The 25,708-nt window shown below is 63.4% G+C and carries 22 protein-coding genes, 1 tRNA gene and 2 pseudogenes; 15 read left to right on the forward strand and 10 right to left on the reverse strand.

Annotated features, from left to right (window positions below; genetic code table 11):
• Positions 1–861: hypothetical protein (locus tag IPK75_16240; GenBank protein ID MBK8199899.1), on the reverse strand; the 861-nt coding region annotated here is incomplete at its 3' end.
• 333 nt (positions 862–1,194) lie between these two features.
• On the opposite strand from IPK75_16240, the gene IPK75_16245 reads away from it, so the two are divergent.
• Both IPK75_16245 and IPK75_16250 read left to right on the forward strand, forming a co-directional pair.
• Positions 1,195–1,761: a DUF4393 domain-containing protein gene (locus IPK75_16245; GenBank protein MBK8199900.1), complete on the forward strand. Its 567-nt coding sequence runs from the start codon at positions 1,195–1,197 to the stop codon at positions 1,759–1,761.
• A gap of 78 nt (positions 1,762–1,839) precedes the next feature.
• On the forward strand, positions 1,840–2,022 hold the full coding sequence (locus IPK75_16250) for a hypothetical protein (GenBank protein MBK8199901.1): 183 nt from the start codon (positions 1,840–1,842) through the stop codon (positions 2,020–2,022).
• A 906-nt stretch (positions 2,023–2,928) separates the two neighbouring features.
• On the opposite strand, the pseudogene IPK75_16255 reads toward IPK75_16250, so the two are convergent.
• From IPK75_16255 to IPK75_16265, 3 genes and pseudogenes are all read right to left on the reverse strand, one after another.
• Positions 2,929–3,710: pseudogene (locus IPK75_16255) on the reverse strand (ATP-binding protein).
• Positions 3,700–5,230, reverse strand: a pseudogene (locus IPK75_16260) (IS21 family transposase). The pseudogenes IPK75_16255 and IPK75_16260 overlap by 11 nt, the downstream one beginning before the upstream one ends.
• 106 nt (positions 5,231–5,336) lie before the next feature.
• Positions 5,337–5,708 (reverse strand): hypothetical protein, encoded by a 372-nt coding sequence (locus IPK75_16265; protein MBK8199902.1) that lies wholly within the window; start codon positions 5,706–5,708, stop codon positions 5,337–5,339.
• A gap of 17 nt (positions 5,709–5,725) precedes the next feature.
• Between IPK75_16265 and IPK75_16270 the strand changes: the two genes are divergently transcribed.
• The 9 genes from IPK75_16270 (at position 5,726) to IPK75_16310 (ending at position 13,408) form a co-directional block, all read left to right on the forward strand.
• On the forward strand, positions 5,726–6,343 hold the full coding sequence (locus IPK75_16270) for a hypothetical protein (protein ID MBK8199903.1): 618 nt from the start codon (positions 5,726–5,728) through the stop codon (positions 6,341–6,343).
• Between the two features lie 8 nt (positions 6,344–6,351).
• Positions 6,352–7,071 (forward strand): P-type conjugative transfer protein TrbJ, encoded by a 720-nt coding sequence (gene trbJ / locus IPK75_16275; protein ID MBK8199904.1) that lies wholly within the window; start codon positions 6,352–6,354, stop codon positions 7,069–7,071.
• 14 nt (positions 7,072–7,085) lie between these two features.
• Positions 7,086–8,399 carry a P-type conjugative transfer protein TrbL gene (trbL, locus tag IPK75_16280; protein MBK8199905.1) on the forward strand — a complete coding sequence of 438 codons (1,314 nt, stop codon included), beginning with the start codon at positions 7,086–7,088 and terminating at the stop codon, positions 8,397–8,399.
• A 4-nt stretch (positions 8,400–8,403) separates the two neighbouring features.
• The gene (locus tag IPK75_16285; protein MBK8199906.1) at positions 8,404–9,102 is read left to right on the forward strand and encodes a conjugal transfer protein TrbF; all 699 of its coding nucleotides are present in this window, start codon (positions 8,404–8,406) and stop codon (positions 9,100–9,102) included.
• Positions 9,099–10,094, forward strand: coding sequence for a P-type conjugative transfer protein TrbG (gene trbG, locus IPK75_16290; protein MBK8199907.1), 996 nt, complete (start codon positions 9,099–9,101; stop codon positions 10,092–10,094). The genes IPK75_16285 and trbG overlap by 4 nt, the downstream gene beginning before the upstream one ends.
• A 4-nt stretch (positions 10,095–10,098) precedes the next feature.
• Complete coding sequence (locus IPK75_16295) at positions 10,099–11,343, forward strand: TrbI/VirB10 family protein (protein MBK8199908.1); 1,245 nt, start codon at positions 10,099–10,101, stop codon at positions 11,341–11,343.
• Positions 11,340–11,576, forward strand: coding sequence for a DUF2274 domain-containing protein (locus IPK75_16300; protein ID MBK8199909.1), 237 nt, complete (start codon positions 11,340–11,342; stop codon positions 11,574–11,576). Before IPK75_16295 ends, IPK75_16300 begins: the two co-directional genes overlap by 4 nt.
• A 3-nt stretch (positions 11,577–11,579) precedes the next feature.
• Positions 11,580–11,885, forward strand: a complete 306-nt coding sequence (locus IPK75_16305) for a DUF736 domain-containing protein (GenBank protein MBK8199910.1) — start codon at positions 11,580–11,582, stop codon at positions 11,883–11,885.
• A gap of 419 nt (positions 11,886–12,304) precedes the next feature.
• A complete protein-coding gene (locus IPK75_16310) occupies positions 12,305–13,408 on the forward strand; it encodes a Fic family protein (GenBank protein MBK8199911.1) in 1,104 nt (367 codons plus the stop codon).
• A gap of 73 nt (positions 13,409–13,481) precedes the next feature.
• Here the strand turns inward: IPK75_16310 and IPK75_16315 are convergent, their stop codons facing one another.
• Entirely contained in the window at positions 13,482–14,879 is a 1,398-nt protein-coding gene (locus IPK75_16315) for a tyrosine-type recombinase/integrase (protein MBK8199912.1), read from the reverse strand.
• 140 nt (positions 14,880–15,019) lie between these two features.
• A tRNA-Asp gene (locus IPK75_16320) sits at positions 15,020–15,096 on the reverse strand.
• A gap of 190 nt (positions 15,097–15,286) precedes the next feature.
• Between IPK75_16320 and IPK75_16325 the strand changes: the two genes are divergently transcribed.
• Positions 15,287–18,106 carry an AsmA family protein gene (locus IPK75_16325; protein ID MBK8199913.1) on the forward strand — a complete coding sequence of 940 codons (2,820 nt, stop codon included), beginning with the start codon at positions 15,287–15,289 and terminating at the stop codon, positions 18,104–18,106.
• Between the two features lie 6 nt (positions 18,107–18,112).
• Here IPK75_16325 and IPK75_16330 read toward each other — a convergent pair whose 3' ends face one another.
• Together IPK75_16330 and IPK75_16335 are read right to left on the reverse strand one after the other, a co-directional pair.
• The gene (locus IPK75_16330) at positions 18,113–20,512 is read right to left on the reverse strand and encodes an EAL domain-containing protein (protein ID MBK8199914.1); all 2,400 of its coding nucleotides are present in this window, start codon (positions 20,510–20,512) and stop codon (positions 18,113–18,115) included.
• 129 nt (positions 20,513–20,641) lie between these two features.
• Positions 20,642–21,310, reverse strand: a complete 669-nt coding sequence (locus IPK75_16335) for a hypothetical protein (protein ID MBK8199915.1) — start codon at positions 21,308–21,310, stop codon at positions 20,642–20,644.
• 140 nt (positions 21,311–21,450) lie between these two features.
• On the opposite strand from IPK75_16335, the gene IPK75_16340 reads away from it, so the two are divergent.
• Genes IPK75_16340 through metC form a run of 3 tightly spaced genes read left to right on the forward strand, consistent with a single transcriptional unit; the run spans position 21,451 to position 24,468 of the window.
• On the forward strand, positions 21,451–22,455 hold the full coding sequence (locus IPK75_16340; protein MBK8199916.1) for a cysteine synthase A: 1,005 nt from the start codon (positions 21,451–21,453) through the stop codon (positions 22,453–22,455).
• A gap of 4 nt (positions 22,456–22,459) precedes the next feature.
• The gene (locus IPK75_16345) at positions 22,460–23,305 is read left to right on the forward strand and encodes a sulfurtransferase (protein MBK8199917.1); all 846 of its coding nucleotides are present in this window, start codon (positions 22,460–22,462) and stop codon (positions 23,303–23,305) included.
• Entirely contained in the window at positions 23,302–24,468 is a 1,167-nt protein-coding gene (metC, locus tag IPK75_16350) for a cystathionine beta-lyase (GenBank protein MBK8199918.1), read from the forward strand. The genes IPK75_16345 and metC overlap by 4 nt, the downstream gene beginning before the upstream one ends.
• A 9-nt stretch (positions 24,469–24,477) precedes the next feature.
• Here metC and IPK75_16355 read toward each other — a convergent pair whose 3' ends face one another.
• Entirely contained in the window at positions 24,478–25,251 is a 774-nt protein-coding gene (locus IPK75_16355) for a peptidase C13 (GenBank protein MBK8199919.1), read from the reverse strand.
• An 86-nt stretch (positions 25,252–25,337) separates the two neighbouring features.
• Positions 25,338–25,706, reverse strand: coding sequence for a hypothetical protein (locus tag IPK75_16360; GenBank protein ID MBK8199920.1), 369 nt, complete (start codon positions 25,704–25,706; stop codon positions 25,338–25,340).
• Positions 25,707–25,708 lie beyond the last annotated feature (2 nt).

Consider the following 25,708-nt stretch of genomic DNA (forward strand, 5'->3'; position numbering starts at 1 on the left):
CCAAGGCGTCCATCGATGCGCAGGCCGGCGGTTGCTGAAGAGTTTCGCCGCCAGGCGCCAGCCAAGCGGCGTTCGCCTCGGCGCCCCGGCAGAAACCAGGCTCTCATACGCCAGGAAGATCCCCCTCGTCCAGAAGCTGCCCGAACACCGGCCGTCTTCGGGCGCTTCAAATGTTCTCTGCCAGTGTTGCGCGCCGGTTGTGTCATAGGCCGCAACGGAAAGGCGGCCTTCTGTTTCGGCAGGCCCGATCAGGATCAAGCCGTCGTCACCAGACAGGACAATTGCGGACCTTTTCGGGACTGCCGTGCGTATCAACCGGCGTTCCCATTTCGGCGTTACACCTTCTCCGTAGGCGGAAAGGGTCACCCCTTCGGGGCCTGTCTGTGCCAGATAGAATCCCGAGACACCTGCTGGCGCGAGCGACGCACCCGTGATGCCATCCGGCACCGGCAGGTCCGCCGTACTCAGGTCAGCGCCCCCATCGATCCTCACGATCGAGGCACGGGTCACCGGCTCGTCGGCTTCGCCATGCGAAAGGATGGCAACGATTTCTCCGCCGCCCAGCGCCGTATAGGCCAGCATCCGGTCCCCGCCGTCGGTCCCGAAAATGCCGATGACTCCTGACCGCAGGTCTTCCCCGAACTCCCCGAGCCGGGCCATGCGCCAATCCGGCGGCGCGGGCGCCACCAACTCAGGCCCGGCTGCCGGCTGCAGGAAGCCGAACGGAAGCTCGTCCCTGACCCACCAGCCAGCCAACCCGGCCGCGGCAAGGAAGAGCGCAACAAGACCCGCGAGCCGCGCGGCGCCGCCGGCACCTTTCCTAGGCAGTTCAAACTGAGCCTCGGTTCCATCGTCCAACATGACAGCCCCCGCCGCGCCGCATCTCGGGCACACGTGACCGCCCTGCTGCCGGCGCATTTCGATCAGGCAGGCTGAACAGCGCAATGCAATTTTCCCCGCGACATGAACCGCCCTGTGGCGCTTGAATAGTCTGTCTCCCGTCTGGATAGCCTGCACCGGTGGTGCGCAGCAACCCTGCCGCGTATGCCGCATGGCCAGCGCATCCAATGCTTCTCGCCGTTGGGGTGATTTTCAGGCGGTCGCGCCGCAATCAAGGCTTTACGTGCCTTGCATGTTGCGCAAAGTGCGAGGTGACCGGAAGCGCGGCGTCCGGGTGTGCACGGCGAAGCTCAGATGCGTGAACCTGTCGAGCGTCCGAATTCGTCCCGCTACGCGCGCGGAGGCCCGCGCCGCGCTGGCCTGACGCCCCGCAAGCCAGCCAGTACGGACAGCGCGCTGGAGCCGCCCGTCCCCGCCCTCAACCCTGAGGCCCACAAGGCGCTGGTCGCAGACAAGCTGGCCGGGTTTGCCGCCGTGACCTGGGACTGGTCCCAGATTCAGGAATACACGGTTGGCGCGATCCAGGAGATCCTCGCAAGCAGGACCGTGCCGCCCGACCGGATGACCAGCCCGCGACTGGACATTGCGATCCCGGCCATTGAAGCGATGCGGTATTCGGGACTGAAGCGCGAGTTTGCGCTCCTCATCGCCTCGACGATGGACACCGGGCTTGCCGATGATGCTCACCGTCCTTCATCGGATCTCAAGCAGCTGACGATCGATGAAGTACGCATCGTCATGAGTTTCCCCGATGTCGGCCAGGTCCTTCCCTGCGCCAATATCAACTACCTCGACCGTACCGGCCGCATCTCTCTCATCGCTCCGGCACATTGTCCCCGAACATGTCGCCCGCGTCTGTGAGCGCCCGAAAGCATTGGGCGGCTATATCGACCTTCTTCGCCTGAACATCATCTCCGCGCCGGCATCTTGCGATCAGTGATGAACGCTTCTACCGGGACCTCCTCGCTCAGGACTTCGTCGCGCGTCTTCGAAGCAAATGTCGCCCCGGGCCTGAAGGCCAGCGTCAACCGGCGCGTGCTGGCCCTGACAGATTTCGGCCAGCTGTTCCGCCGGTGCTGCCTCGACGAGCTAGGCGAAAGAGCTGATGTGCATCGCCTGTAAGCCCGTCATCGCTCCGTCTATTTCGAAGAGGGTGCCACAAGTGGACATAGCGACATATCAGACCGCCGGACAGCCCGAACCGTCATCCGCTTAGCCGTTCAGAGTCAGCTGGATGGGAGTCCACGCTCCAACCGCCTGATTCATACCACAGGACAATGTTGCCCGTCTCGTATGGCGACCGGGTAGATCAGGTCTTCGTAGTCAAGAACATTCGACAGGTTCGGGACACTCGTAAACAGCAACCTGGGAACCGCTTCCGCCCCCCGCACATTTCGAGGAACAGCCGGAAGGCATGCGACGGTCGAGATTTCGACGCTAGCACGTGCGACAACAGAAACTACGCCCGGTGAGTTTGACCTGCGGGGCAGCAGCCTGGAGGACACGATAGAAATACGCGTTGGCACCGCAGTGATGGGCAATCTGCACGACGTTGAGCGGGCTCAGCGCTGCTATCAGGTTCGGGAAATAGTCGTCCCGACTGTTAGAGGGACCACGGCGCTACGGCGACCACCGCCTGAGCGGAGACGATCCCGATAAAACCTCTACCTTCATGGGTGATTCAACATGCATCACTCTGTTGAGGGACGCTGAAGTTCCCCTGTAGAAATTGAACAACAAGTGAGAGGCTCAACGGTCGGTCGAGCTCGCCTCAGCCGTAAGTCCAAACTGGCTCCCGATCCCCTCGCCCCGGCGAACCTTCCGCACCACCTGATCAATGAAGTAATCGAACCGTCTCTGACCGAGCGCGTGCGCAATTTCGCGCTCGCCTTCTGGGATCGGATCGGTGCGGGTCAGCCAGTAGAGCACGAACTGGCCAAGGGTTGTTGATTTCTGCTGAGAACTGACCCGGGATTTCCATCGAGAACTGACCCGCCTTGTGACTATCTTTCGGGTTTCATTTCCGGGTCAAGATGATGCCTTCTCCTTTTTCGATTTCGGCTTCTGCGCCGAGCTGTTCTTGAACCGGAAGCTGTCATTGCCGGTTTCGAGGATGTGGCAGTGATGGGTGAGGCGATCGAGCAGCGCGGTCGTCATTTTCGCATCGCCGAACACGCTGGCCCACTCGCTGAAGCTCAGATTGGTCGTGATGACGACGCTGGTGCGCTCGTAGAGTTTGCTCAGCAGATGGAACAGGAGCGCGCCGCCTGATGCGCTGAACGGCAGGTAGCCCAGCTCGTCGAGGATCACGAGATCGGAGTGGATCAGACGGTTCGCGATCTGACCGGTTCTCCTTGAGCCTTTTCCTGTTCGAGTGCGTTGACCAGCTCGACGGTTGAGAAGAACCGGACACGGCGTCGATAGTGCTCGATCGCATGTACGCCGAGCGCCGTTGCGATATGCGTCTTGCCGGTGCCAGGCCCGCCGACCAGGACGATATTGTCGGCCACATCGATAAAGTCACACCGATGAAGCTGGCGGACGAGGGCTTCATTGATTTCGCTGCTGGCAAAGTCGAAGCCCGCAAGGTCGCGGTAAGCGGGGAACCGGGCGCTCTTCAGCTGGTAGGCCACGGACCGCACTTCCCGTTCTGCGGTTTCGGCTTTCAGGAGCTGGGACAGCATGGGGATTGCCGACTCGAACGCGGGCGAGCCCTGAGCCATGAGATCAGTGACGGCCTGCGCCATTCCGTGCATCTTCAGGCCGCGCAACATGACGACGATCGCGCCGCTGGCTGGATCATGACGCATGACGGGTCTCCCCCACTGCACGCAACGTGTCGTAACGATCAACATTTGCCTGTGGCTCACTGGCGAGGCGCAACGCCTGCGGCGCCGTCACAGGTGGTGTACTGATGGGTTTGCCATCGACCAGCCGGTGCAGCAGGTTCAGGATATGGGTCTTGGTTGCAACGCCTGCTTCCAGCGCCATCGACACGGCCGTCAGAACCGCGTCCTCATCGTGCTGCAACACCAGCGCCAGGATCTCGACCATTTCCCGGTCACCGCCCGGCGAACGCAGAAGTTGCCGCTGAAGCCGCCGGAAGTCGTCTGGCAGCTCCAGGAACGGCGCGCCATTGCGCAGCGCGCCCGGCTTGCGCTGGACCACTGCGAGATAGTGGCGCCAGTCATAGATCGTGCGCCCCGGGCCATCGTGAGATCGCTCGATGACGCGCCGGTGTTCGCACACGACCTGGCCCTCTGCGACGACGAGGAAGTGATCCGGGTAGACCCGCAGGCTCACAGGACGATTGGCGAACGACGCCGGGACGCTGTAGCGGTTGCGTTCCAGATGCACGAGGCAGGTGGGAGAGACCCGCTTGCCATATTCCACGAAGCCATCGAACGGCCGACCCGCCGGCATCAGGCTGCCGGCTTCATCAGCCCAGGCATCGGCAACAGAACCGGGCTGGGTGCCATGCGGGATGTCCTGCCACAACGCACGGCATCGCTGCTCAAGCCAGAGGTTCAGGGCGTCCAGACTCTCCGCATGCGGTATAGGCTGCCATAGACGATGACGCGCATCCTGAACGTTCTTCTCGACCTGGCCTTTTTCCCAGCCGGCTGCCGGATTGCAGAACTCGGCCTCGAACATGTAGTGGCTGACCATCGCCGCAAACCGCGCGTTGACTGTCCGCGCCTTGCCGCGCCCGACCTTGTCGATCGCCGTGCGCATGTTGTCGTAGATCCCGCGCCGCGGCACGCCGCCAAAGCATACGGAACGCATGGTTGTGCGCGTCGAACAGCATCTCATGCGTCTGAAGGATATAGGCGCGCACGAAGAAGGCGCGGCTGTAGCTGAGCTTGAAGTGCGCGACCTGAAGCTTCGTGCGAACACCGTCAATGACCGCCCAGTCCTCGCTCCAGTCGAACTGGAATGCCTCGCCCGGCGCGAATGAAAGCGGCACAAAAGTCCCTCGTCCGCTTGTCTGCTGCTGGACGCGGTACTCGTCTCGCCAGGCCCGTGCAAACGCCGCAACCCGGCCATACGAACCATCATAGCCAAGGCTCACCAGATCGGCATATGGCTGCTTGATCGTGCGCTTCTGTTTGCGCGGCCGCGTCATCTCCCGCCGCAGCCATGCCGACAGCCGGTCCGCATAAGGATCCAGCTTGCTCGGCCTGTCCGGCGTCCTGAAACGCGGCTCGACCACCTCGGATCGCAGATACTTGCGCAGCGTGTTTCGAGAAAGGCCCGTCCGCCGGGAAATCTCCCGGATCGACATCTGGTCGCGGTGATACCACCGCCGGATAACGCTCAATAATGCCATGTCCAACACTCCATGGTCCCCCGCTCGCCAAAGCTCGGGACCGGTTCAAACATGGTCACTTCTCAGTGGAAATTTCTGCCCTCCCAGGGTCAATTCTCAACGGCAATCAACAGGCGGTCTCCATCTCGATCCCGGCGGCGCCCGGCGCCCCCGGCTCCAGCCGCTGAAAGATATCGACCAACCAGCAGAGGCGAGCTTTGCGGCGGACTGGCTGGCAGGCCTGATTGCCGGCGAGGGCGTCAACCTTACGCCGGAGCTCAAGGCGCGTCTCTGGCAGGGGCTCACGTCTCTTGCCTCTGCGCCGCAATCCGAACGTACACTGACGGGCCTCGTCCTCCTGTTGCAGGATGAGGCGCTGAAGACCGCGTTGCATCCGTTCACACTGGCGGGCCCGCACGGGCACCTCCTCGACGGAGACGAAGAAGATCTCGCCCTCGCCTCCATCACCTCTTTCGAGATGGAGGAGCTGATGCAGCAAGCGCGGCGGCAACCGCGGTGCTCACTTACCTCTTCCACAGGCTCGAGGCGCGCTTTGATGGGCGCCCCACACTGCTGATGCTGGACGAGGCCTGGCTCTTCCTGGATGCGCCCGTCTTTGCGGCGCGCCTGCGAGATTGGCTCAAGACCCTGCGCAAGAAGAACGTCGCTGTGGTGTTCGCGACCCAGTCGCTTTCCGACATCAGCGCCAGCGCCATTGCCCCGGCGATCCTCGAAAGCTGCCTGACCCGGATATTCCTCGCCAATGAACGTGCCCAAGAGCCGGCTCTTCGGGAGACCTATGAGCGGTTCGGACTGAACGCACGCCAGATCGAGATCATCGCGCGGGCGACGCCGAAGCGGGACTATTATTTCCAGTCACCGAAAGGATCCCGCCTGTTTGACTTGGGGCTAGGCCCGGTCGCGCTCGCCTTTGCCGCTGCCGGCACGCCGGAAGACCAGGCCACAATAGACCGCGTGATGGCCGAGACCGAAGGCGAAGGGTTCGCGGAGACCTGGCTCCACGAAAAGGGCCTCGCCTGGGCGGCAGACCTCCTTAGCCGATGGCCGGGTCATTCCTCCGCTGACCGGAGCCCAAGCCAACCCTTCCGCCCACAGATCCTCGCTGCCGAATGAGCCGCCCCATGCGCCGCCGCCTTGCCTGCCTGCTGATGACAACCGCGCCCCTGATGGCCATACCGGTTGCCGGACTCCTCGCGCCGCCTGCGATGGCGCAGCTCGCTGTCTATGATCCGGCAAACCATGCCCAGAACATCCTGCAGGCGGTGCGCGCCCTGCAGGAACTCGAAGGCCAGGTCCAGCAGCTCGCCCATGAGATCGAGATGCTGGAGAACATGGCCCGCAATCTCGAAACCCTCCCCGTCTCTGTCGCCGAGAGCATCATCGGCCAGCGGGTCCTCCGTATCCAGGAATTGCTGCGCCGCGCGCAGGGCATCGGCTACTCTGTCGATGAGATCGAGCGGGACTACGAGACCGCCTATCCGGAAGAGTATGGCGCCGCGATACCGGGCTCCGTGCTTATCGAGGATGCCCGGGCCCGTTGGCGCCAGTCGCGGGACGCATTCCGCGAAACGCTGACGGTGTCAGCCGCCGCACTCGAAGATAACGAGACGGATGCGGGCGCCATCCGCAGCCTCGTCACCCAAAGCCAGGACGCCGTCGGCGCGCTGCAGGCGGCGCAGGCCGGCAATGAGCTCAGCGCCATGACCAACCAGCAGCTGATGCAGATCGAGGCAATGCTTGCCGCCCAGCACCGGGCCGAAGCGCTGGAGGAGGCCCGCAAGCTGGCCGAAGCGGAACGCGGCCGCGCGCGCCTGCAAACCTTCCTGGGCACCGGAGAGTAAAGCCCATGGAAGAGATGGATGTCATCGACCGGTTCCTGGAAACTTTCATCCGCTACATCGATAGCGGGTTCGGGCTCCTGCAGGGTGATGTGGCCTACCTCACCTCCACGCTGATCGTGATCGACATCACGCTGGCGGGCCTTTTCTGGGCTCTCTCACAGAACGCCGATGTGATCGCCGGGCTGATCAAGAAAGTCCTCTATGTCGGCTTCTTCGCCTTCCTGCTCGGCAATTTCGCGGGGCTCTCCCAGATCATCTTCGACAGTTTTGCCGGGCTCGGCCTGAAGGCGGGCTCCAGCCTGATCACAGCCGAAGACCTAATGCGGCCCGGCTATATCGCGGGCGTCGGATACGGCGCCGCGCTGCCGCTGCTTGAAGAGGCCAGCGAGATGATGGGACCCATCGCTTTCTTCGAGAACTTTATCCTGATCGCGGTGCTGCTCATCGCCTGGGCCGTGATCCTGATCGCCTTCTTCGTGCTTGCCGTGCAGCTCTTCGTGTCGATCCTTGAGTTCAAGCTGACGACGCTGGCCGGGTTCGTGCTCGTGCCCTTCGCGCTCTGGAACAAGACTTCGTTCCTCGCCGAGCGCGTCCTGGGCAATGTCATCACCTCGGGCCTGAAGCTGATGGTGCTGGCGATCATCATCGGCATCGGCTCGACGCTTTTCTCGACGATCACCGAGGCGTTCGCGGGCACCGAGGATGTCACGCTCGCCGAAGTCATGGGGACGGTGCTCGCCGCGACGGTCTTCCTCTGGATGGGCGTGGTCGGCCCCGGCAGGGCAAGCGGCCGCATCACCGGCGCCCCGCAGCTGGGCGCGGGCTCGGCCATCGGCGCGGCGGCAGGTGTCGCGGCCGGAACGGTCGCCGCAGGTCTCGGTGCCAGGGCTGCGCTGGGCGCCGCCGCAGGCGGCGCGGCAAGCGCCGTCAAGGCGGGCGCCTCGATGGCCGGCGGCGCCCGCACGGCGTTCGATCTCGGGTCAACGGCTTCTGGAAAGAGTGGTACGGCAGGCTTTGCCGCCGGCCTTGGCGGCGTTGCCCAGGCGGCTGGGGACACCGTGCGCCGCGCGGCCTCTGGCCCGGCCAGCGCCGTGCGCGATGCCTACCGGCGCGGCGCGCGCGGCGCGTTCGAATCCACCGGCGGCTCGAGTTCGTCACCCTCCGAAACTCCGTCCTCCTCCCCGCCGGAGAAGAGCCCCGGCTGGGCGCGGGGCATGCGTACCTCGCAGCGCGTCGGCGAGGCCCGCCAGCTCGCAATGCACAGCCTGCGCGACGGCGATCGCGGCTCCTCGGGCGCCGCCCCCTCCCTGAACAACAAGGACGAGTAACACCATGCGCTTCAAACGCCCAACCGCTCACTATGGCACGTCGCCCTATCCCGAGACGCCCTACCAGAAAGCCGGACAGGTCTGGGATGAGCGGGTCGGCTCGGCCCGGGTCCAGGCGAAGAACTGGCGGCTGATGGCGCTTGGGTGCCTCGCGCTTTCGTTCGCGACCTCCGGCGCGCTGATCTGGCGGAGCCTGCAGTCGACGGTGACGCCCTATGTCGTCGAAGTTGACGAGACCGGCGCGGCAAAAGCCGTCGGCCCGGTAACCGAGCTCTACACGCCGTCCGACGCGCAGATTGCGCATCACCTCGCCGGGTTCATCACCTTTGTGCGTAGCCTGTCGATCGATCCGGTTGTTGTTCGAGAGAGCTGGCTCAAAGCCTACACCTTTGCCGGACCTGCAGCCGCCACAACGCTTTCGGAATACGCCCGCGAGAATGACCCGTTTGCCGCGATTGGCCGTCGATCGCGCACGGTGGATGTCGTCAGCATTGTGCGTGTCTCGGGCGAAAGCTTCCAGGGCCGCTGGATCGAGAAGACCTATGAGGGCGGCGCGCTCACCGGCGCAAAGCGGTTCACCGGCGTTTTCACGATCACGCTCCAGCCGCCAAAGGATGCTGAGACCCTGCGCGCCAACCCCCTCGGCCTTTATGTCCGCTCGCTCAGCTGGAGCGAAGACCTTGTCACAGGAGAAAGACAATGACCCGGTTCCTGCTCGCCTCTTCGGCGACCGCCCTGCTCGCGGCCTGCGCCACGCCGCCACCACCGGAGACAGTCATCGATAGCGGTGATTTCATCGCGGCCATGGCATTGGAAGAGCCGAAGCCTGAGCGGGTGGAGATTGTCGAAACAGCGATCGCGCTGCCCCTGCCAGGCCAGCTCAAGCCGACCCCGCCCGAGGCTGAAACAAAGCCCCCACAAAGCCCGGCGGCCACCATCAGGGAAGGCCGCGCCGGAGCCGTGATCGAGCCTTCCTCGGAAGGCTTCGTCAACGCCGTCCAGATCTATCCTTATACGGAAGGCGCGCTCTACCGCCTCTATGCGAGCCCCGGCCAGGTCACGGACATTGCGCTCCAGCCGGGAGAAAGCCTTGTGTCGGTCTCGGCGGGAGACACAGTGCGCTGGGTTGTCGGAGACACCGCGTCCGGTTCCGGCAGCAGCGCGCGGGCGCATATCCTGGTCAAGCCTGTTGCGACGGGCCTGCGCACCAACCTGATGATCGCGACCGACCGGCGGACCTATCACCTCGAACTGGAATCGACCGCCTCCACTTACATGGCCGCGCTCTCCTGGCGCTATCCTCAGGATGAGCTAGCGGGCCTCACGGCCCGCAACACGAGCGCTGCCGCAGAGGACGCCATCTCGGTCAAACGCGGCCTCAGCCTCGAGACCCTGAACTTCGACTACCGCGTCACAGGCGACACGCCGGACTGGAAACCCGTCCGTGTGTTCGATGACGGGCGCCAGGTGTTCATCCAGATGCCGGCGTCGATTTCTGCCTCCGAGATGCCGCCGCTCTTTGTCCTGTCATCCGCAGGAGAGGCCGAACTCGTCAACTACCGGGTCCGCGGGAACTACTACATTGTTGACCGACTCTTTGGCGCGGCCGAGCTGCGCCACGGGACAAGGCCCCAGACAGTCGTACGGATTTCGAAAGTAAGCGCGGCGCAAAGGTCGCGTTGGTTCGGGGGCTGAGCCGATGACCGAGCCTCCACCATTCAAGGAAGCAGCAAAGCAGTTGCAGATCCGCTCGGCGCCGAAGCCCGCCACACGGATCAACCGCAAACTGCTGATGGCTGGCGCAGGCCTCGGCGCGCTTGGCCTCTTTGCGGCAACCTCGATTGCACTCGCGCCGCCGCGTCCTGCAGAGCCGGTCCAACAGGAAGAGCTGGTCACCGCCAGCAAGCGCAAGCCAGATGGGTTCTCGGCTTTGCCAGCGGACTATACAGCGCTTGCGGATGTGCCGGTGCTCGGGGCGCCGCTCTCCGGCGATCTCGGCTCGACCATCCTTGCGGCGGAGCAGGCTTACGGTATCGAAACAGAGTTCCAGACTGAATACAGGACAGATTTTCGCACGCGTCCGGAAGACGAGGCGGTCCGGACCGCGCGGCTTGAAGCCGCCGCCCAGGCCGAAGAAGCGGCCCGCGCGCCGATCCTGTTCCGTCTCGGCGGCGCCGGTGCGTCTCCAAGCTCTACACAGCAGACACACGAACCCGGCTTCGATCTGGAATCGGAGCTGCTTGCGCTCAACAGACAGTCCACGACCGCCGGGCCAAGTCCTGAACCAGACCCGAACCTCCAGTCTCGCAAGGCTGGGTTTGCCCGTGAACCGGCGTCCAGCCCGGTCTACAATCCGGACCGGGTGCAGGACCCGCTTTCGCCTTACCAGCTGATGGCAGGCTCCCTGATCCCGGCGAGCCTGATCACCGGCATCAACTCTGACCTTCCAGGTACGGTCATCGCGCAGGTCACCCAGAACGTTTACGACACGGTCCGCGGCCAGCACCTCCTGATCCCGCAAGGCAGCCGGCTCCTCGGGCGCTACCAATCGGAGGTCTCTTTCGGGCAGGACCGCGCGCTGGTTGTCTGGGACCGAATCCTGTTCCCGGACGGGGCATCAATCACCATCTCTGAACCGGGAAGCGATGCCTCCGGTTATGCTGGGCTAAAAGACCGGACCGATCACCATTGGGACAAGGTCTTTGCGGCTGCCGGTCTCGCCACGCTGCTTGGCATCGGTGCGGAGCTCGGTCCTGGCGAGGACGGCGATATTGAACGCGCGATCCGCCGCGGCACCACCGATACAATCAACGAAGCCGGCCAGCGGGCCGTTGATCGAAGCCTCAGCGTTCAGCCTTCGATCACTATCCGTCCCGGCTGGCCCGTCCGTGTCATCGTGACCAAAGATCTCGTCCTTCGTCCGTTCAAGGACGCTGCACCATGAACCTCCGCCTTGGAAAACTCGCTGATCGCACGCCGGTCAGGCTCACCCTGGCACTTGATCCCGAAACAGCCGCGGCGCTGCAGGATTATGCCGCGGTCTACCAAGAGACTTATGGCGAAGCCGAGCGTAGCGAGACGCTCGCCGCTGCCATGATCGACATGTTCCTGGCGTCAGACGCCGGGTTCAGACGGGCCCGTAAGGCCCTGCCCACCACTGCCAGCAAAGGAGACTGACCCATGGCACAGATCGGCGCATTTACCTTGAAGGACGGAGCCTGGACCGGGACCATCCGTACCATGACCATCAACGTCAAGGCACAGCTTGTTCCCAACAAGGAGAAGGCAAATGGGGCACCCGACTTCCGGCTCTATGCCGGCGGCGCCGAACTCGGCGCGGCGTGGCGCCAGGATTCCAAGGACGGCGAAACGCCTTACCTCGCTGTGAAACTCGATGATCCGAGCTTCGCGCAGCCGATGCGCGCCGCCTTCTTCGAAAACGAAAAGGAAGGCACCGGCGTCATGGTCTGGAACCGGCCCAAATAAGCAACGCCATGCCTATCAGCGACCAGGATCTCGAAGAAGCCCTCGGCATCGCCGCAAAGATCATTGATCTTTATGGCTACACCTATTGGCCCGTCTTCGAGCGCCTGGAAACGGAACTGACAGAACGCAACAAAAGACGATCGAGGGTCATGGCGCGGCTCAGCCGGTCTCGACCTGTTCGGGGAAAGCCCACAAAGGGGCCAAGACCAGCCCGCAGGCTCCACGGCGACGGAATTGAGAATTCACAAGGCAACCAAGGGGGAAGTGGTGTGTCCGCCTTCGAGACCACACCCTTCTGTCCTTCAACTGCCCCCCAGACGCCGCTCCAGGCCCTCAAAAGAGGAAATGATCGATAAAACACCCTTTTATTAATCACTTTTGCCGAATAATGTGATCTAAAAAATGGGACCTTATCGATCATGAACTGGAACTGGCAGCTTCGCGACTGGCCGGACTTCATTCGGGACCGCCAGAAACTCGCTGCCCGCGAGGCCCGTTTTCTCGAGCAGGCAGGCCTACTGATCGGCACATCCCGTCATATTTCCGATGAAGACAGGATCGAGCTCGGTATATCGGTAATGAGCCTGGAAGCGATCGATACGTCCCAGATCGAGGGGGAAACGCTGGACCGGGCAAGTGTGCAGTCCTCTATCCAGCGCGCCCTCGGTCTGAAGGCCGCCCGAACATCCGCCCGCCCCGCCGAAAGCGGGATCGCGGACATGATGGTCGATCTTCTACAGACAACAGGTGAACCGCTCTCGGACGAAATGCTTCATCGCTGGCACAGGAAGATGCTGACCGGTCGCACTGACCTGAAGAGTGTCGGCGGCTACCGCCAGCACGAAGAACCGATGCAGATCATATCGGGCGCTTCCTATGCGCCAAAGGTTCACTATGAAGCGCCTCCCTCCAGCGCCGTCCCTGGCCATATGGCAGCGTTCATCGACTGGTTTAACCAGACGGCGCCGACAGGCGCTGCGCCGCTGCTTCCGATCGAGCGATCCGGTCTTGCGCATCTCTGGTTTGAGTGCATCCATCCGTACGAAGACGGGAATGGCCGGATCGGACGTGCCATCTCGGAAAAGGCGCTCGCCCAAGGAAGGCAGCGGCCCGTCTTTACATCTCTGGCCGGCGCCCTGCTGCGCCACCGCAAGGCGTACTACCGCGAACTGGAGCTGGCGAGCGCAACCTTGAACGCGGATCGGTGGCTGAGCTGGTTTGCGGACATCGCGCTCGAGGCACAGGACCGAAGCCTGAGTCAGGTCGAATTCATGCTGGGCAAGGCCCGCCTCTTCGACCGCCTCGCAGGGCAGCTGAACACCAGGCAGGAGAAAGCGTTGCTGCGCATGTTCGCGGAAGGAATTGACGGCTTCAAGGGCGGCCTCAGCGCGAAAAATTACATGACCATCACGGGAGCCCCGACAGCAACCGCAACGCGCGACCTTGCCGACATGGTCGCCAAAGGTGCGCTCGTCCGCGAGGGGGAACTCAAATCCACCCGGTACTTCCTGAAGCTGGACTAAGCGCAAACTCGGCGAGGATGCGTGAAGCTCTGGAGAGGGCAGCTATGGCCAAACCGGAGCGTTCCCGACATTCCTATCGCTTCCATGCGCTGGAATTCGCAAATACGAGCGGATCAAACGGGTGTGCGATCCTCAGGAGCTGTTCCTTCCGATACGCCAGCGAGCCACCTTGCCCGTATTCGGGCCGGTTGTTCTTGTGTCCCATAAGCGCGCAGCGAAGCCCATAGTCCAACCCGCCTTCGAGCATTCGGTCTTCAAAGGAATGTCGCAGGGAATAAATGACGTGGTCGGTTGTTGGAAAAAGATGTCGCTGCTTGAATGCCTTTAAGAGGTTGGCAGAGACCAATGTACTACGATCATAGTAATGGTCGAAGCCCTTAGGGCAGAGCTGCATGGCGGGGAGAGCGACGCCAACGAGCGGAATTTCACGTTCAGAGTCATCCGTCTTGAGCTCCCGGTTCTGTTCCGCTCGGATGAATATGTGCGGGATATCGTGCTCAAGCCGAATATCCTGGGGTCGCAGGTTCACAATCTCGCTGAGCCGTGCGCCGGTTTCAATCAGAAGATGGATGATGACGCGCAGCTCCAGGCGAAGGCCATCGAAGACGCCGGGGGCGAGGATTTTCGAACGCACGAAGTCATCGCTGAACGAAGCGCGTTTCACGGTGGATTTGCCCGCAAAGAAGAAACCCCGGAACGGATCTTCAACGTCATCCGCGCCGCGATATTTGAAGTAGCGCTGATAGAGGGATCGGATATTGCCCACATGCCGGTTCGCGGTGTTTGGCGTCGCTGGCTTGGAGCCGTCATTCTGCGGCAGCATCCGCGATTGCCACCAGTCGCGGTAGCTGGTCGCCACTTCCCGGCTGATCTCCTTCAGTGGGATATCACCGGCATGGGCGATAAAGTATTCGATCGATGTGCGCTTTGTCTTTTCCCAGGCTTCGCGTTGGGCCTGTGATTTGTTGTACTGATCGTCAAACGCGATTTTTGAAACATAGAGTTCGAAGGCTTCCGAAACTGTGGTCTTGTCTGCGGGCGCCGGAACGCCCCCGAGCAAGGCTTCAGTCTTAGCCAGGGTCGGCGCATTGCCGAAATCGGCGGCTTTCAGGCGGGCGACAATCTCTTCGACATCCGGGAGCGCCGCAATCTCCTCCACTGGTCTGTAAACGAAGCCCTGAGCAAGGGCCCGGGCAACAGCGCCGCGGTATCTTTGGTCGCCCGCGCGCCAACTCGACTGCTGCCGGTTACCGCCTGACAATTCAAGACTGCGCGCATTCCACAAGGCAGCATCAGCCTCTGCAAGCGCGTCCCGCCGCATCATCGCTATCTCGAGTGACTGGGTTCGCAGGGCGACCTGAATCAGACCCCGGTTATCAACGCCTTCGAAGCGGCTCGGCACGCGTCTCTGGTAATGCCACCAGCCACCGCGCGACTTTAGATATCTTAATCCAAGACCATTCTGTTTCATCGCGAATTGTAGTGCAAAAAGTATGCAATCCGTAGTGCAAACTGTAGTGCAACAAGCGGCGTCGAACCCAAAAACGCTCCTTAACAGCGCCCTAAGTTCTTAATTTTCAAGGACTTAGGAGGATTTCATTCCGAAAGGAATGGCGCGAGTGACGGGGCTCGAACCCGCGACCTCCGGCGTGACAGGCCGGCACTCTAACCGACTGAGCTACACCCGCGCATTTTGCTGGCCGCCCTTGCGAGCGAAGCGCCTCTCTAATCGCCCCGCCCTGCCGGGTCAAGCGGTCCTGTCGGGCGCCTTGCAGTACCCCCGAAAAGGCCATTTTCCTGCCAATTGCCCTTCAGCTGCCATTCAAGCGACATACTGTCTAACCATGTGATAGCGAGACCCAAAGAGGGATTCGAACCATGAAACGCATCGCCCTGATTGCAGGCGGAATTTTTGTCATCCTGATCGGTGGCGTGCTGACCGTTCCGTTCCTGATTCCGAAATCCGTCTATCGCACCCAGATTGAGCGCGCCGCCGGCGAAGCGCTGCAGCGCAAGGTCACGCTGGACGGCGACGTTCACCTGTCCCTGTTCCCCCGGATTGCGGCCAGCGTCGGCGGCATGAAGGTCGCCAACCCTGACGGATTCGACGGCCCTTACATGATCGAAGCCGGCGAACTGCGCGGCGCCGTGAAGTGGGCGCCGCTGCTGTTCGGCCAGCGCGTGGAAGTGCACGAACTCGCCTTCGTCGACGCCTCGGTCTCGCTGCAGAAAAAGGCCGACGGCACCACCAACTGGGTGCTCGAGGAAAAGAAACCGGCTGAAGGCGGAACCGGCGAAGGCGGCGGCTTCAACGGCGCGGTCGAGCATGTGCGCCTCGAGAATGCCAGCCTGACCTATCAGGATGACGAGACCGGCGCGCGCTACGAACTGCGCGAGCTCGATCTGACCGCAGCGATGACCGCCCTCGATGAGCCGTTCAAGCTGAACGCCGATGGACTGTTCCAGGGCCAGCGGTTCGACATCGCGGCCAACCTGGACTCGCTCGACGCGGCGACCACAGGCAAGCCTGCCACGCTGGACGCAACCCTCGGCACCGCCTTCATCAAGGCTCGCTATGACGGCGCTATCACGCTCGGCACCACGCCGTCGCTGGATGGCACGTTCAATGTCAGCTCGGAGGAAGTCAGCTCCCTGCTCGACTATGCCAACATCGAAGTCCCGTTCGACCTCAAGAAGCTCGGCAAGATCAACGCGGAAGGCGACGTTGCAGGCACCTTCGATGCGCTGTCCGTCAACGTGAAACGGTTTGCCCAGACGTCCGACCTCGCCAAGACCGGCTTCACCGGCACGATCAAGATGGGCCCCGAACCGGTCATCGACGGTGCCTTCACCTTCGATGCCCCGAAGATTGACGCCCTGACGAAGTTCGCCGCGCTCGAACTGCCCCTGAACGTCGCACCGCTCGGCGCGCTGGATGTGGAAGGCAAGGTCAGCGGCAAGCTCGCCGAGCCCGACCTGTCATTCGAGAAGCTGCGCATCAAGGGCCAGCTGATCAATGCAAACTACACCGGCAAGGTCGCACTCGGCGCCGCGCCGCAGCTCGCGGGGAAGCTGACCTTCGACACGCCGAAAGCTGGCGAGCTGGCGCAGCAGATGAAGTTCGACCTTCCCGCCGCGAGCGCCCTCGAAAAAGTGTCGTTCACCGGCAACATCGCCGGCGCCGCGGACGCCCTCAAGCTCACTGCCATCGACTTCAAGCACACGGGCGACCTGCTCGAGGCCGCCTATACGGGTGAAGTCGCGCTGGCCGAACCCGGCGCCTTCAAAGGCAAGCTGAACGCCTCGAGTGACAAGCTGCGCGACCTGCTCGCCGCCGCTGAAATCGAAATGGCACCGGGCTCGACCCTGCAGACCTTCGCGGCAACCAGCGATGTCAGCGGCTCGTTCACCAACATTGCCCTCTCGGCGCTCGACCTGAAGCTCGACCAGATCACCGCCAAGGGCACAGCCGGCATCGACTTGACCGGCGAGAAGCCGCGCCTCACCGGCAAGCTCAACATGGGCTCACTGGACCTGTCGCCCTTCCTCGCCCCTGCCGACCAGAAACCGCAGGCTGCCAAACCGATGGAAGCCTGGAGCAAGGACAAGCTGGACCTCGCCGGCCTCTCGGCCGCGAACGCTGACCTGCAGATCACTACCTCGCAGATCACGCTCGGCAGCGTGAAGCTGACCGACGCGGCGCTGACGGCGAACCTAACGGACGGCAAGCTCAATGCCGATCTCTCGAAGTTCAAGGCCTTCGGTGGCAACTGGGACGGCCGGATGACCGTGGATGCCTCGTCGGCGGTGCCGGCGGTCTCTTTCGCGATGAATGGCGACAGCGTCGCGATGTCGAACCTGCTCGGCACGCTCGCCGGCTTCGACAAGCTGGCGGGCACCGGCGCGTTCAAGGTGGAGGCGAGCGCGCGCGGCGACTCGCTTGACGCCCTGATGCACGGCCTGAACGGGGAAGTTTCAACCAACCTAAGCGAAGGCGCGTTGAAAGGCCTCAACGTCACGCAACTCGTGCGCAGTGCCCAGTCGCTGCAGACCGCCTTCACCACCGGCAAGCTGAACAACCTGGATTTCCGCAGCGTGCTCTCGCCGACGGCGGAGACAGATTTCACCAAGTTCGACAGTGTGCTGAAAATCCAGAACGGCGTCGCCAACGTGAACCTGATGAAGCTGATCAGCCCGGCTCTCGGCATCGACGGCACCGGCAACATCGACATCGGCGGGCAGAAACTCGACCTACGTCTCGCTACCGCCATCGACAAGAAAGGCCAGGGCCAGGGCGCCGTGGTTCAGCTGAACGGCATCCCGGTGCCGGTGCGCCTGTCGGGCAGCTGGAACCAGCTCAAGGTCACGCCGGACTTCTCGGGCGTCCAGGCGGCGCTTGAGGCCGAACTTAAGGGCAAGCTGGTGGACGGCATCACCGGCAAGGCAGGTGACAATGTCAGCGGCATCGTCGGCGGAATCATCGGCGTGCCGCCGAAAACCGCCACGGGCACGCCGGCCGGAACCGGAACGGAGACACCCGCCGAAACCACGTCGCCAAAATCAACCGAAGAGCAGCTGGAAGACGCCGCCGAACAGGCGGCCAAGGACGCGCTCGGTGGGTTGTTCGGCCGCAAGAAGGCCAAGCCGGCGCCTGCTGACCCTGCCCCTCAACCGGACGAAGAAGAGGCGACGCCCTGACCCCGGTCAGGCGCGCTTTTCTCCGCTGAACGGCACGACGTTCGCATCGTCCGGCTCTTCCTCGGCCGCGAAGATGATTTCGCCGTTCTCACCGCGCGCATGCACCGGCACCACGTGGGTGAGGAATTCGAGCGGCTGAGCCCGGCTGATGAAGAAGCCCTGCAGTTCATCACAGCCATGGTCGCGCAGGAAGTCCGCCTGGTAGAGCGTCTCGACGCCTTCCGCCGTGCACCGCATGCCAAGCGATTTCGCGAGAGTGAGCGTGGCCATCGTGATCGCCCGGCTTTCCGGACGCGACTCGATGTCCTTCACGAAGCTCTTGTCGATCTTGATCTTGTCGAACGGGAATGCGCGCAAGTAGCTGAGCGACGAGTAGCCGGTGCCGAAATCATCCAGAGAGATGCGCACACCCAGATCCTTGATCTGGTGAAGGCGGCGCAGCGTGAATTCGGTGTCGGTCATCAGCACCGACTCGGTGATTTCCAGCTCGAACCGGTTCGGTGAGATATTGTTTGCAGCCAATGCGTTGACGATGGTCGAGATCAGCGTCGCCGAGTGGATCTGCAGCGGCGAGATATTGACGGCTACCTTGATATGCTCAGGCAGGCGCGCTGCTTCTTCCAGCGCCGCACGGATCACCCATTCACCCATACGCGTGATCAGGCCATTGTCTTCGGCAAGCTCGATGAACTCGTCCGGATAGACAAGGCCCCTGACCGGATGCTGCCAGCGCAGCAGCGTCTCGACCCCGATGATCGAACGCGACGACGCATCGACAAGCGGCTGGAAAAACACACGCAGCTCATTGTTGTCGATGGCGCGCTCGAGCTCGTTCTCGATCTGCGCGCGCGCCTGGGCGTTCGCCTCGAGCTTGGACGTGAACATGCACCACTGCGCCTTGCCCGTTCGCTTCGCATCGTACAGCGCAAGGTCTGCGTGTTTGAGAACTTCGCGCGGGTCGGTCGTGATCGCATCGAATACGCGCACGCCGAACGAGGCCGAACAATGGGCCGTCGAGCCCCAGATATTGTAAGGCCGGCGCATGTGCTCGGTCAGGCGGTTGAAGAAGGCCTCCAGGGCGCCGCCGGCCGGGCGCTCGATGATCAGCGCAAATTCATCACCGCCGAGGCGCGCGACCATGTCGCCGCGCTCCAACAGCGCATCGATCCGCCCCGCCACCTGGCGCAGCAACTCATCGCCAGCCGGATGGCCGAGCGTGTCGTTGACCCATTTGAAATTGTCGAGATCGAGCCAGAGAAGCGCGCGCACCGTGTTGGGCTGCACCGGCTTGCGCATCGTCTTCTCGAGATGCTCCTGCATCGTCACCCGGTTGGGCAGGCCGGTCAGCGCATCATAGTGGGCCATGTAGGCCATGCGGTCTTCGATCTGCTTGGACTGGGTGATATCAGCCGCCACGCCTCGGAAGCCGCGGAATTCCGGCCCCTCGAAGATCGGCTTGCCGGTCAGCGATACCCAGCATTCCTCATCCTTTTTGCCCACCACCTTGAGAACGATGTCGCGAAAACCGTGGTGGCGCGCCAGCGCCTGCTCGAGCTTCTTGCGGGTGTCGCCAGGTTCGAACAGGCCCGCGAGACCCGCGCCGATGGTCATGCAGCCCGCCTGCTCGGATCCGCCGCTGAGGGCCAGCGGAATATCTTCGAGCACACCGTCCGCGTTCGTCTGCCAGAGCCAGTCGGATGTGCTCTCCTCGAAGTCGCGCAGGAGCAGGCCTATCAGCTGCGTCTGTTCCTGCACCGCCGCTTCGCTGAGGTGCTGCTCCACGAACTGCACATGCGCGCCGCGCAAGGCGAGCGTCAGCACGCTCATGTAAACGATCGTCAGCACGGAAATGAACTGGTGCGCCGAGTCGCCTTGCAGCTGCATCGACACAATCAGGCCGAGGCCCACCGGCAGGATGAAGGACATGGCTGCCGCCGGCAGGCGAGACAGCAGGAACGCGCCGCCGAACATCATGCCGGCCATGACGATGCCGATGACCATCTGGCCGCGCGGGTCGACGGCATGGACCACCAGCAAGGGCACAACCGCCCAGAACAGGCCGAAGATAAGCGAGCCCCGCGTCACCGAATCCACATGCTGCGCCGACGGCCGGGCCGGCTGGATGGCATTGCGCGCCCGGATATGCCGCAGCAGCGCGAGCCCGGTGAAAAACACGACGCAGAACCCCCAGATCGTCAGCACACTGCCGACCTGAGATGAGCGGAACGATTGCAGCACGACGGCAACGTTCAGCAAGTTCGACAGGAGCATGATGAAAACCATGCGGCCAACCGAGTTCAGCTGCTTCGACAGCAGGCTCGCACGGTACTTCGCCGGCACAGGAACATCGCGGAAGTACTGGCCAAACGACCAGGCAGCGGCGAAACGCGCAGGCGGCTTATCCATTCGAACATCTCCGGCCTGCTGGAGCAGGCTCTCAGAGACCAAAAGTAGCAGCCTCGCGTAAAATTCAGGGATGCGCGCCTGCGCGAATTCGAGTGATTGCGTTTACACTCTGTTTGCCAGACGTGCCGGTCAGTAAAGTTTGTCGAGCACGTACTCGATCTCTTGTCCGCGCGCCTCGAAAGCGAGTTTCACCCAGCGACCTTCGTCATCATACCAAAGGTCGACATCGATCGCGGAGTCGAGCCGGTAGTGGTTTGCTTCGATCTTCTGGCCGCCGGCATTAATCTGTTCACGGCCGATCTCTGACACCTTGACGTCCAGGATCTCGCCATCTTCGGTGGACAGAAGCTTGCCGGCCCTGGTCTGGGCAAAGTTCCAGTGGCTCGCCGGGATGATGCCTGCGGGCGCCGTACCCTTGAAGTCCGTCCCGTCAACCGCCAGCCCGGCGCCCTTGCGCACCGCCTTCACCGAACGCTTCTTGCCATCGTCATTGACGGCGCCAGTGACCGCCACGAGCTTGCCATCGACCCAGGTCTCGGTCGCGTCCAGCGTGTACCGGAACAGCGTTACCGGCCCGAGGCCCGCCTTCAGCGACACATCGGTCTGCGCCGTCAGGTTCCCGTCCGCGTCCTTCGAAAACTTCACGGTGTGGCTGCCGAAGGGCTTGCCCTCGCGGAGCACGTTGAAACGGACCACATCGCCCGATTTGGGTGTCCAGCGGGCGGTTGTTTCGGCAAGCGAGGGCGCGGCGCCGGCGGCCAGCAGGGCGAGGGACAAGACGGCGTGCTTGAAGGACATGGCGGTCTCCGGGGCAAACAGGATCGTGCCAGCTATACGCGCGAGACGCAGGTTGGATCATTTCGGGGTGCAGCCGTTGCCGCCGGCGCCGGCGGCCCTTAAGTCTGGCCAATCCCGAATTGCGACAGGAACGCCCCCGTATGACCGCCCACGCCTCGATCGTCGACCTGATCGGCAATACGCCGCTCCTGCGCCTGAAGGGCGCCTCTGAGGCGACAGGCTGCGAAATCCTCGGCAAGTGCGAGTTCCTGAACCCCGGCCAGTCGGTCAAGGACCGCCCGGCACTGGGGATTGTGCGCGAGGCGGAGGCGGCCGGCCTGCTCAAACCCGGCGGCACGATTGTCGAAGGCACCGCCGGCAATACCGGCATCGGCCTCGCCCTCGTGGGCAAGGCGCTCGGCTACCGCGTCGTTATCGTGATGCCGCGCACCCAGAGCCAGGAGAAGAAGGATGCGATCCGGCTTCTCGGCGCCGAACTGATCGAGGTCGACGCCCTGCCCTACGCGAACCCGAACAACTACGTGCGCTATTCCGGGCGCCTGGCCGAGGAATTGGCCGCCAGCGAACCGAACGGCGCGATCTGGGCGAACCAGTTCGACAACCAGGCCAACCGCCGCGCCCATTGCGAAACGACCGGTCAGGAAATCTGGACACAGACCGGCGGCAAGCTCGATGGCTTCATCTGCGCGGTCGGCTCCGGCGGAACGCTCGGCGGCATTTCGCTGGCGTTGAAGGAAAAGAACAAGAAGATCAGCATCGGCCTCGCCGACCCCGGCGGGGCAGCGCTTTACGAATATTACACCCACGGCGAGCTAAAGGCCGAAGGCACCTCGATCACCGAAGGGATTGGCCAGGGCCGCATCACCGCAAACCTCGAAGGCATCGAGGTGGACAAGGCCTGGCGCATCAATGACGACGAGGCGCTGAAGGTATTGTTCGACCTCGTCGAGCAGGAAGGCCTCTGCCTCGGCGGCTCGTCCGGCGTCAACGTGGCCGGCGCCATGCGCCTCGCGCAGGATCTCGGCCCCGGCCACACAATCGTGACGATCCTGTGCGACTACGGCAACCGCTACCAGTCAAAGCTCTACAATCCCGAATTCCTTCGCAGTAAGGGCTTGCCCGTGCCGTCCTGGATGGAGAAATAGGCGTATGGAAACCGGTGATCCCCTCGTAAGCGCCAGCTGGCTGATCAAGAATATCGAAGCCCCCGACGTGCGCGTCGTGGACGCCACCTTCTTCGCGCCCTTCACCAATCCCCCGGAAACCGGCCGTCAGGCCTGGATGCGCGGCCATATCCCGAAGGCCGTCTATTTCGATATCGACGATATCGCCGACACCTCCTCGCACCTGCCGCACATGTTGCCGGACGCCGTGAAGTTCTCATCGCGCGTGCGCCGGCTCGGCTTGGGCGATGGCAACCGCATCATCGTCTATGACCAGAACAATTTCTTCGCCTCTGCCCGCGTCTGGTGGATGTTCCGCGTCATGGGCCACAAGGACGTCCACGTCCTCGATGGCGGCCTGAACGCCTGGGTCGAGGAAGGCGGCGAGATCGACGACATGCCGCCGATCACCAGCGAACGCCACTTCACGCCGCGCGTGCGCACCGACCTCGTGATGGATGCCAAGGCGCTGGAAGGCCTCGTCGGCTCCGCCCGTACCACTATCATCGATGCCCGGCCAGACGGGCGCTTCTTCGGGCGCATGCCCGAGCCGCGCGCCGGCCTGCGCTCGGGCCACATTCCGGGCAGCGTCAACGTGCCCGGCAGCCTGCTCGTCACCGAGACCGGCCACATGAAACCGGCCGGCGACCTCAAGCGGCTGTTCAAGGACCCGCTGTCGCCCACCGTGACGACCTGCGGCTCCGGTGTCACCGCCGCCATCACGGCGCTTGCGCTTGCGCGCCTCGGCAACTGGGACGTCGCCGTCTATGACGGTTCGTGGACGGAATGGGCCTCCGATCCCTCGCGCCCGGTCGCCACGGCCGACGCATGAGCAAGGACGACACCGCGCCCGAAACGCGCCTGATCCACACGCGCGCGGGCCGGCTGGACCGGGTAACCGTCAACCCGCCGGTCGAGCGCGCCTCGACCGTGGTCTTCCGCGACGAAGCCGGCCTCTACGGCGTCAAGCCAACCTATGGCCGGATGGGCCTGACGGTTCACCGCGAACTCGAAGCGGCAATGTGTTCGCTCGAGGGCGCCCGCCATGCCAAGCTCGCCTCCAACGGCTTGCAGGCCTGCGCGTTGGCGATCACCACCTGCGTCTCTGCCGGCGACCATGTCCTGTTCCCCGACAGCGCCTACGGCCCCACCGCTCGCTTCTGCGAGCGCCGCCTGCGCGAGACCGGCGTGTCGGCCGACCGTTATGATCCGCTCATCGGCGCCGGGATCGAAGCGCTGCTGAAACCGGAAACGAAAGCCATCTTCATCGAGTCGCCCGGCTCGCTCACGTTCGAGGTGTCCGACACACCCGCCATCATCGCCGCTGCCCGGAAACGGGGCATACGGACGATCTGCGACAATACCTGGGGCGCCGGCCTGTTGCACCAGCCACTGGCGCTGGGCGCTGACCTCTGTGTGCAGGCGCTGACCAAATATGCCGTTGGCCATGCCGACGCCTTCGGCGGCGCAGTGATGACAAATGACAGCGCGCTCGCCGGCAAGGTCCTCGCCACCGCAGAGGAATGGGGCATCGGCCTGGCGCCGGATGATGCCTACCTGGCGGTGCGCGGCCTGCGCACGCTTGCGACCCGTCTGCGCGCGCATGAGGCGGCCGGGTTGGAAATGGCACACTGGCTCGCGGCCCGTCCGGAAGTCGCCGTTGTGCTGCACCCCGCCCTGCCTTCCAGCCCCGGCCATGACGTCTGGAAGCGCGACTTTACTGGCTCCAACGGCCTGTTCGGGGTAATTCTCAATCCCGTACGCGAAGGCGGGATGGAACGCTTCTTCGCCGCGCTATCCCTCTTCGGCCTGGGCTTCTCGTGGGGCGGCTTCGAAAGTCTGGTGATCCCGTGCGACCAGCAGCTGACCCGCATGAAAGGCAGCTGGACCGAAAAGCGAGCGGGCCCGCTCCTGCGGTTCCATATCGGCCTTGAAGCCGTCAGCGACTTGAAGGCGGACCTCTCCGCAGCCTTCGCAGCTCTGTCCGCAGGCTGAGCAACCGCCTCAGGGCGGCGCGTGTTCGAAGTTCTGGAAGATGAAAAGGTCTTCGACATCCGCGCCAACTTCGACCTGCGGCTCCGATGCGGGCGCCAGCCCCTCCTGATACTCACGCCAGGCCACGCACCGGCGTGTCCGGCTGGCAAGGTCCACGAAGTCGTCTGCTGCCGGCAGCGATTCCAGGATGCAGGCATCGAAGTAAGGATAGTCGGCGTCGGCATGGCAGCCGAAGGATGACCGGTCCGGCCGTGCGGCGGTCAGCACCATCCGGTTCGCCCGCGACAAGGCCGGCACGAACACCCCGGAATAGCAGGCCGACACCACGACCACGGTCGGCCGCTCGCCGCACCATTGATCGACCAGCGAATTGAGCCGCGCGGGTGGCAGCAGGCCTTCGCGGCCGAGCACCATGCCGTCGGGCGAGCCATGCGAGGTGAAATACAGCAGGCAGCCATCCTGTGCGGTCTTGGCCTTGGCGGCGATCGAGGCAAAGGCGATGTCGGACGCAAGCGCCCGGCCGTTCGTCGCGTTCGGGCGCAGGGAAAGGGCGGCGATGTTCTCCGCCCTGAACCCGACCGATTCGAATGCCGTCGTCAGGGCCACGCGCGCATTTTCGAATGCTTCGATCGGCTTGCCCTGGCTGTCGCGCCAGTCGGCCGCGAGGATGCCAACTGCCCAGTTGCCAAAGCCGGCCTCGGGCGCGCCCTCCTCAGCCATCGCCGGGCCAGCCCAGCTGATCGCCAGGGCAAGGACTGTAACCAACAGACGTGGCAACCGCATCGGCGACTCCCCGGGAACCCGTTACACGGCCTTCATAAGATCAGGCCGCCCCGCCGGGCGCAAGACGGCGGACGCCGTTGACCGCTTCACTCGGGATACGTGTCCAGCGACGGCTCCCGCCGCCAGCAGTCACAGCCGCCTTCATACTGGTAAGCCTCGCCGTAGTCGTTGATGCGCACGGGCGGGCCCGAATAGTAGGCCGGAACATAATCCCAGGCCGGATCGCCGTACCGGTCGGCATAGCCATCGCCGGTATCGTCGCAGACGAGGTAGCCATTGGTGTTGTAGTCGCAGCCATACTGGGGCGTCATCGTCATGGTGATGGAGAGTTCTTCCGCCGCTATGTCGAGCCCGGCGGCAAACGCCTCGAGGTCCGCCGTCTCGCATCCCGCCAGCGCCAAGGCCCCTGCGCCCGCAAGCAGAAGTCGCGCCTTCGCGCCCACAAGTTTCATCATCC

Source organism: Acidobacteriota bacterium, assembly GCA_016712445.1.
In the GTDB taxonomy this organism is placed as follows: Bacteria; Pseudomonadota; Alphaproteobacteria; order Caulobacterales; family Hyphomonadaceae; genus Hyphomonas.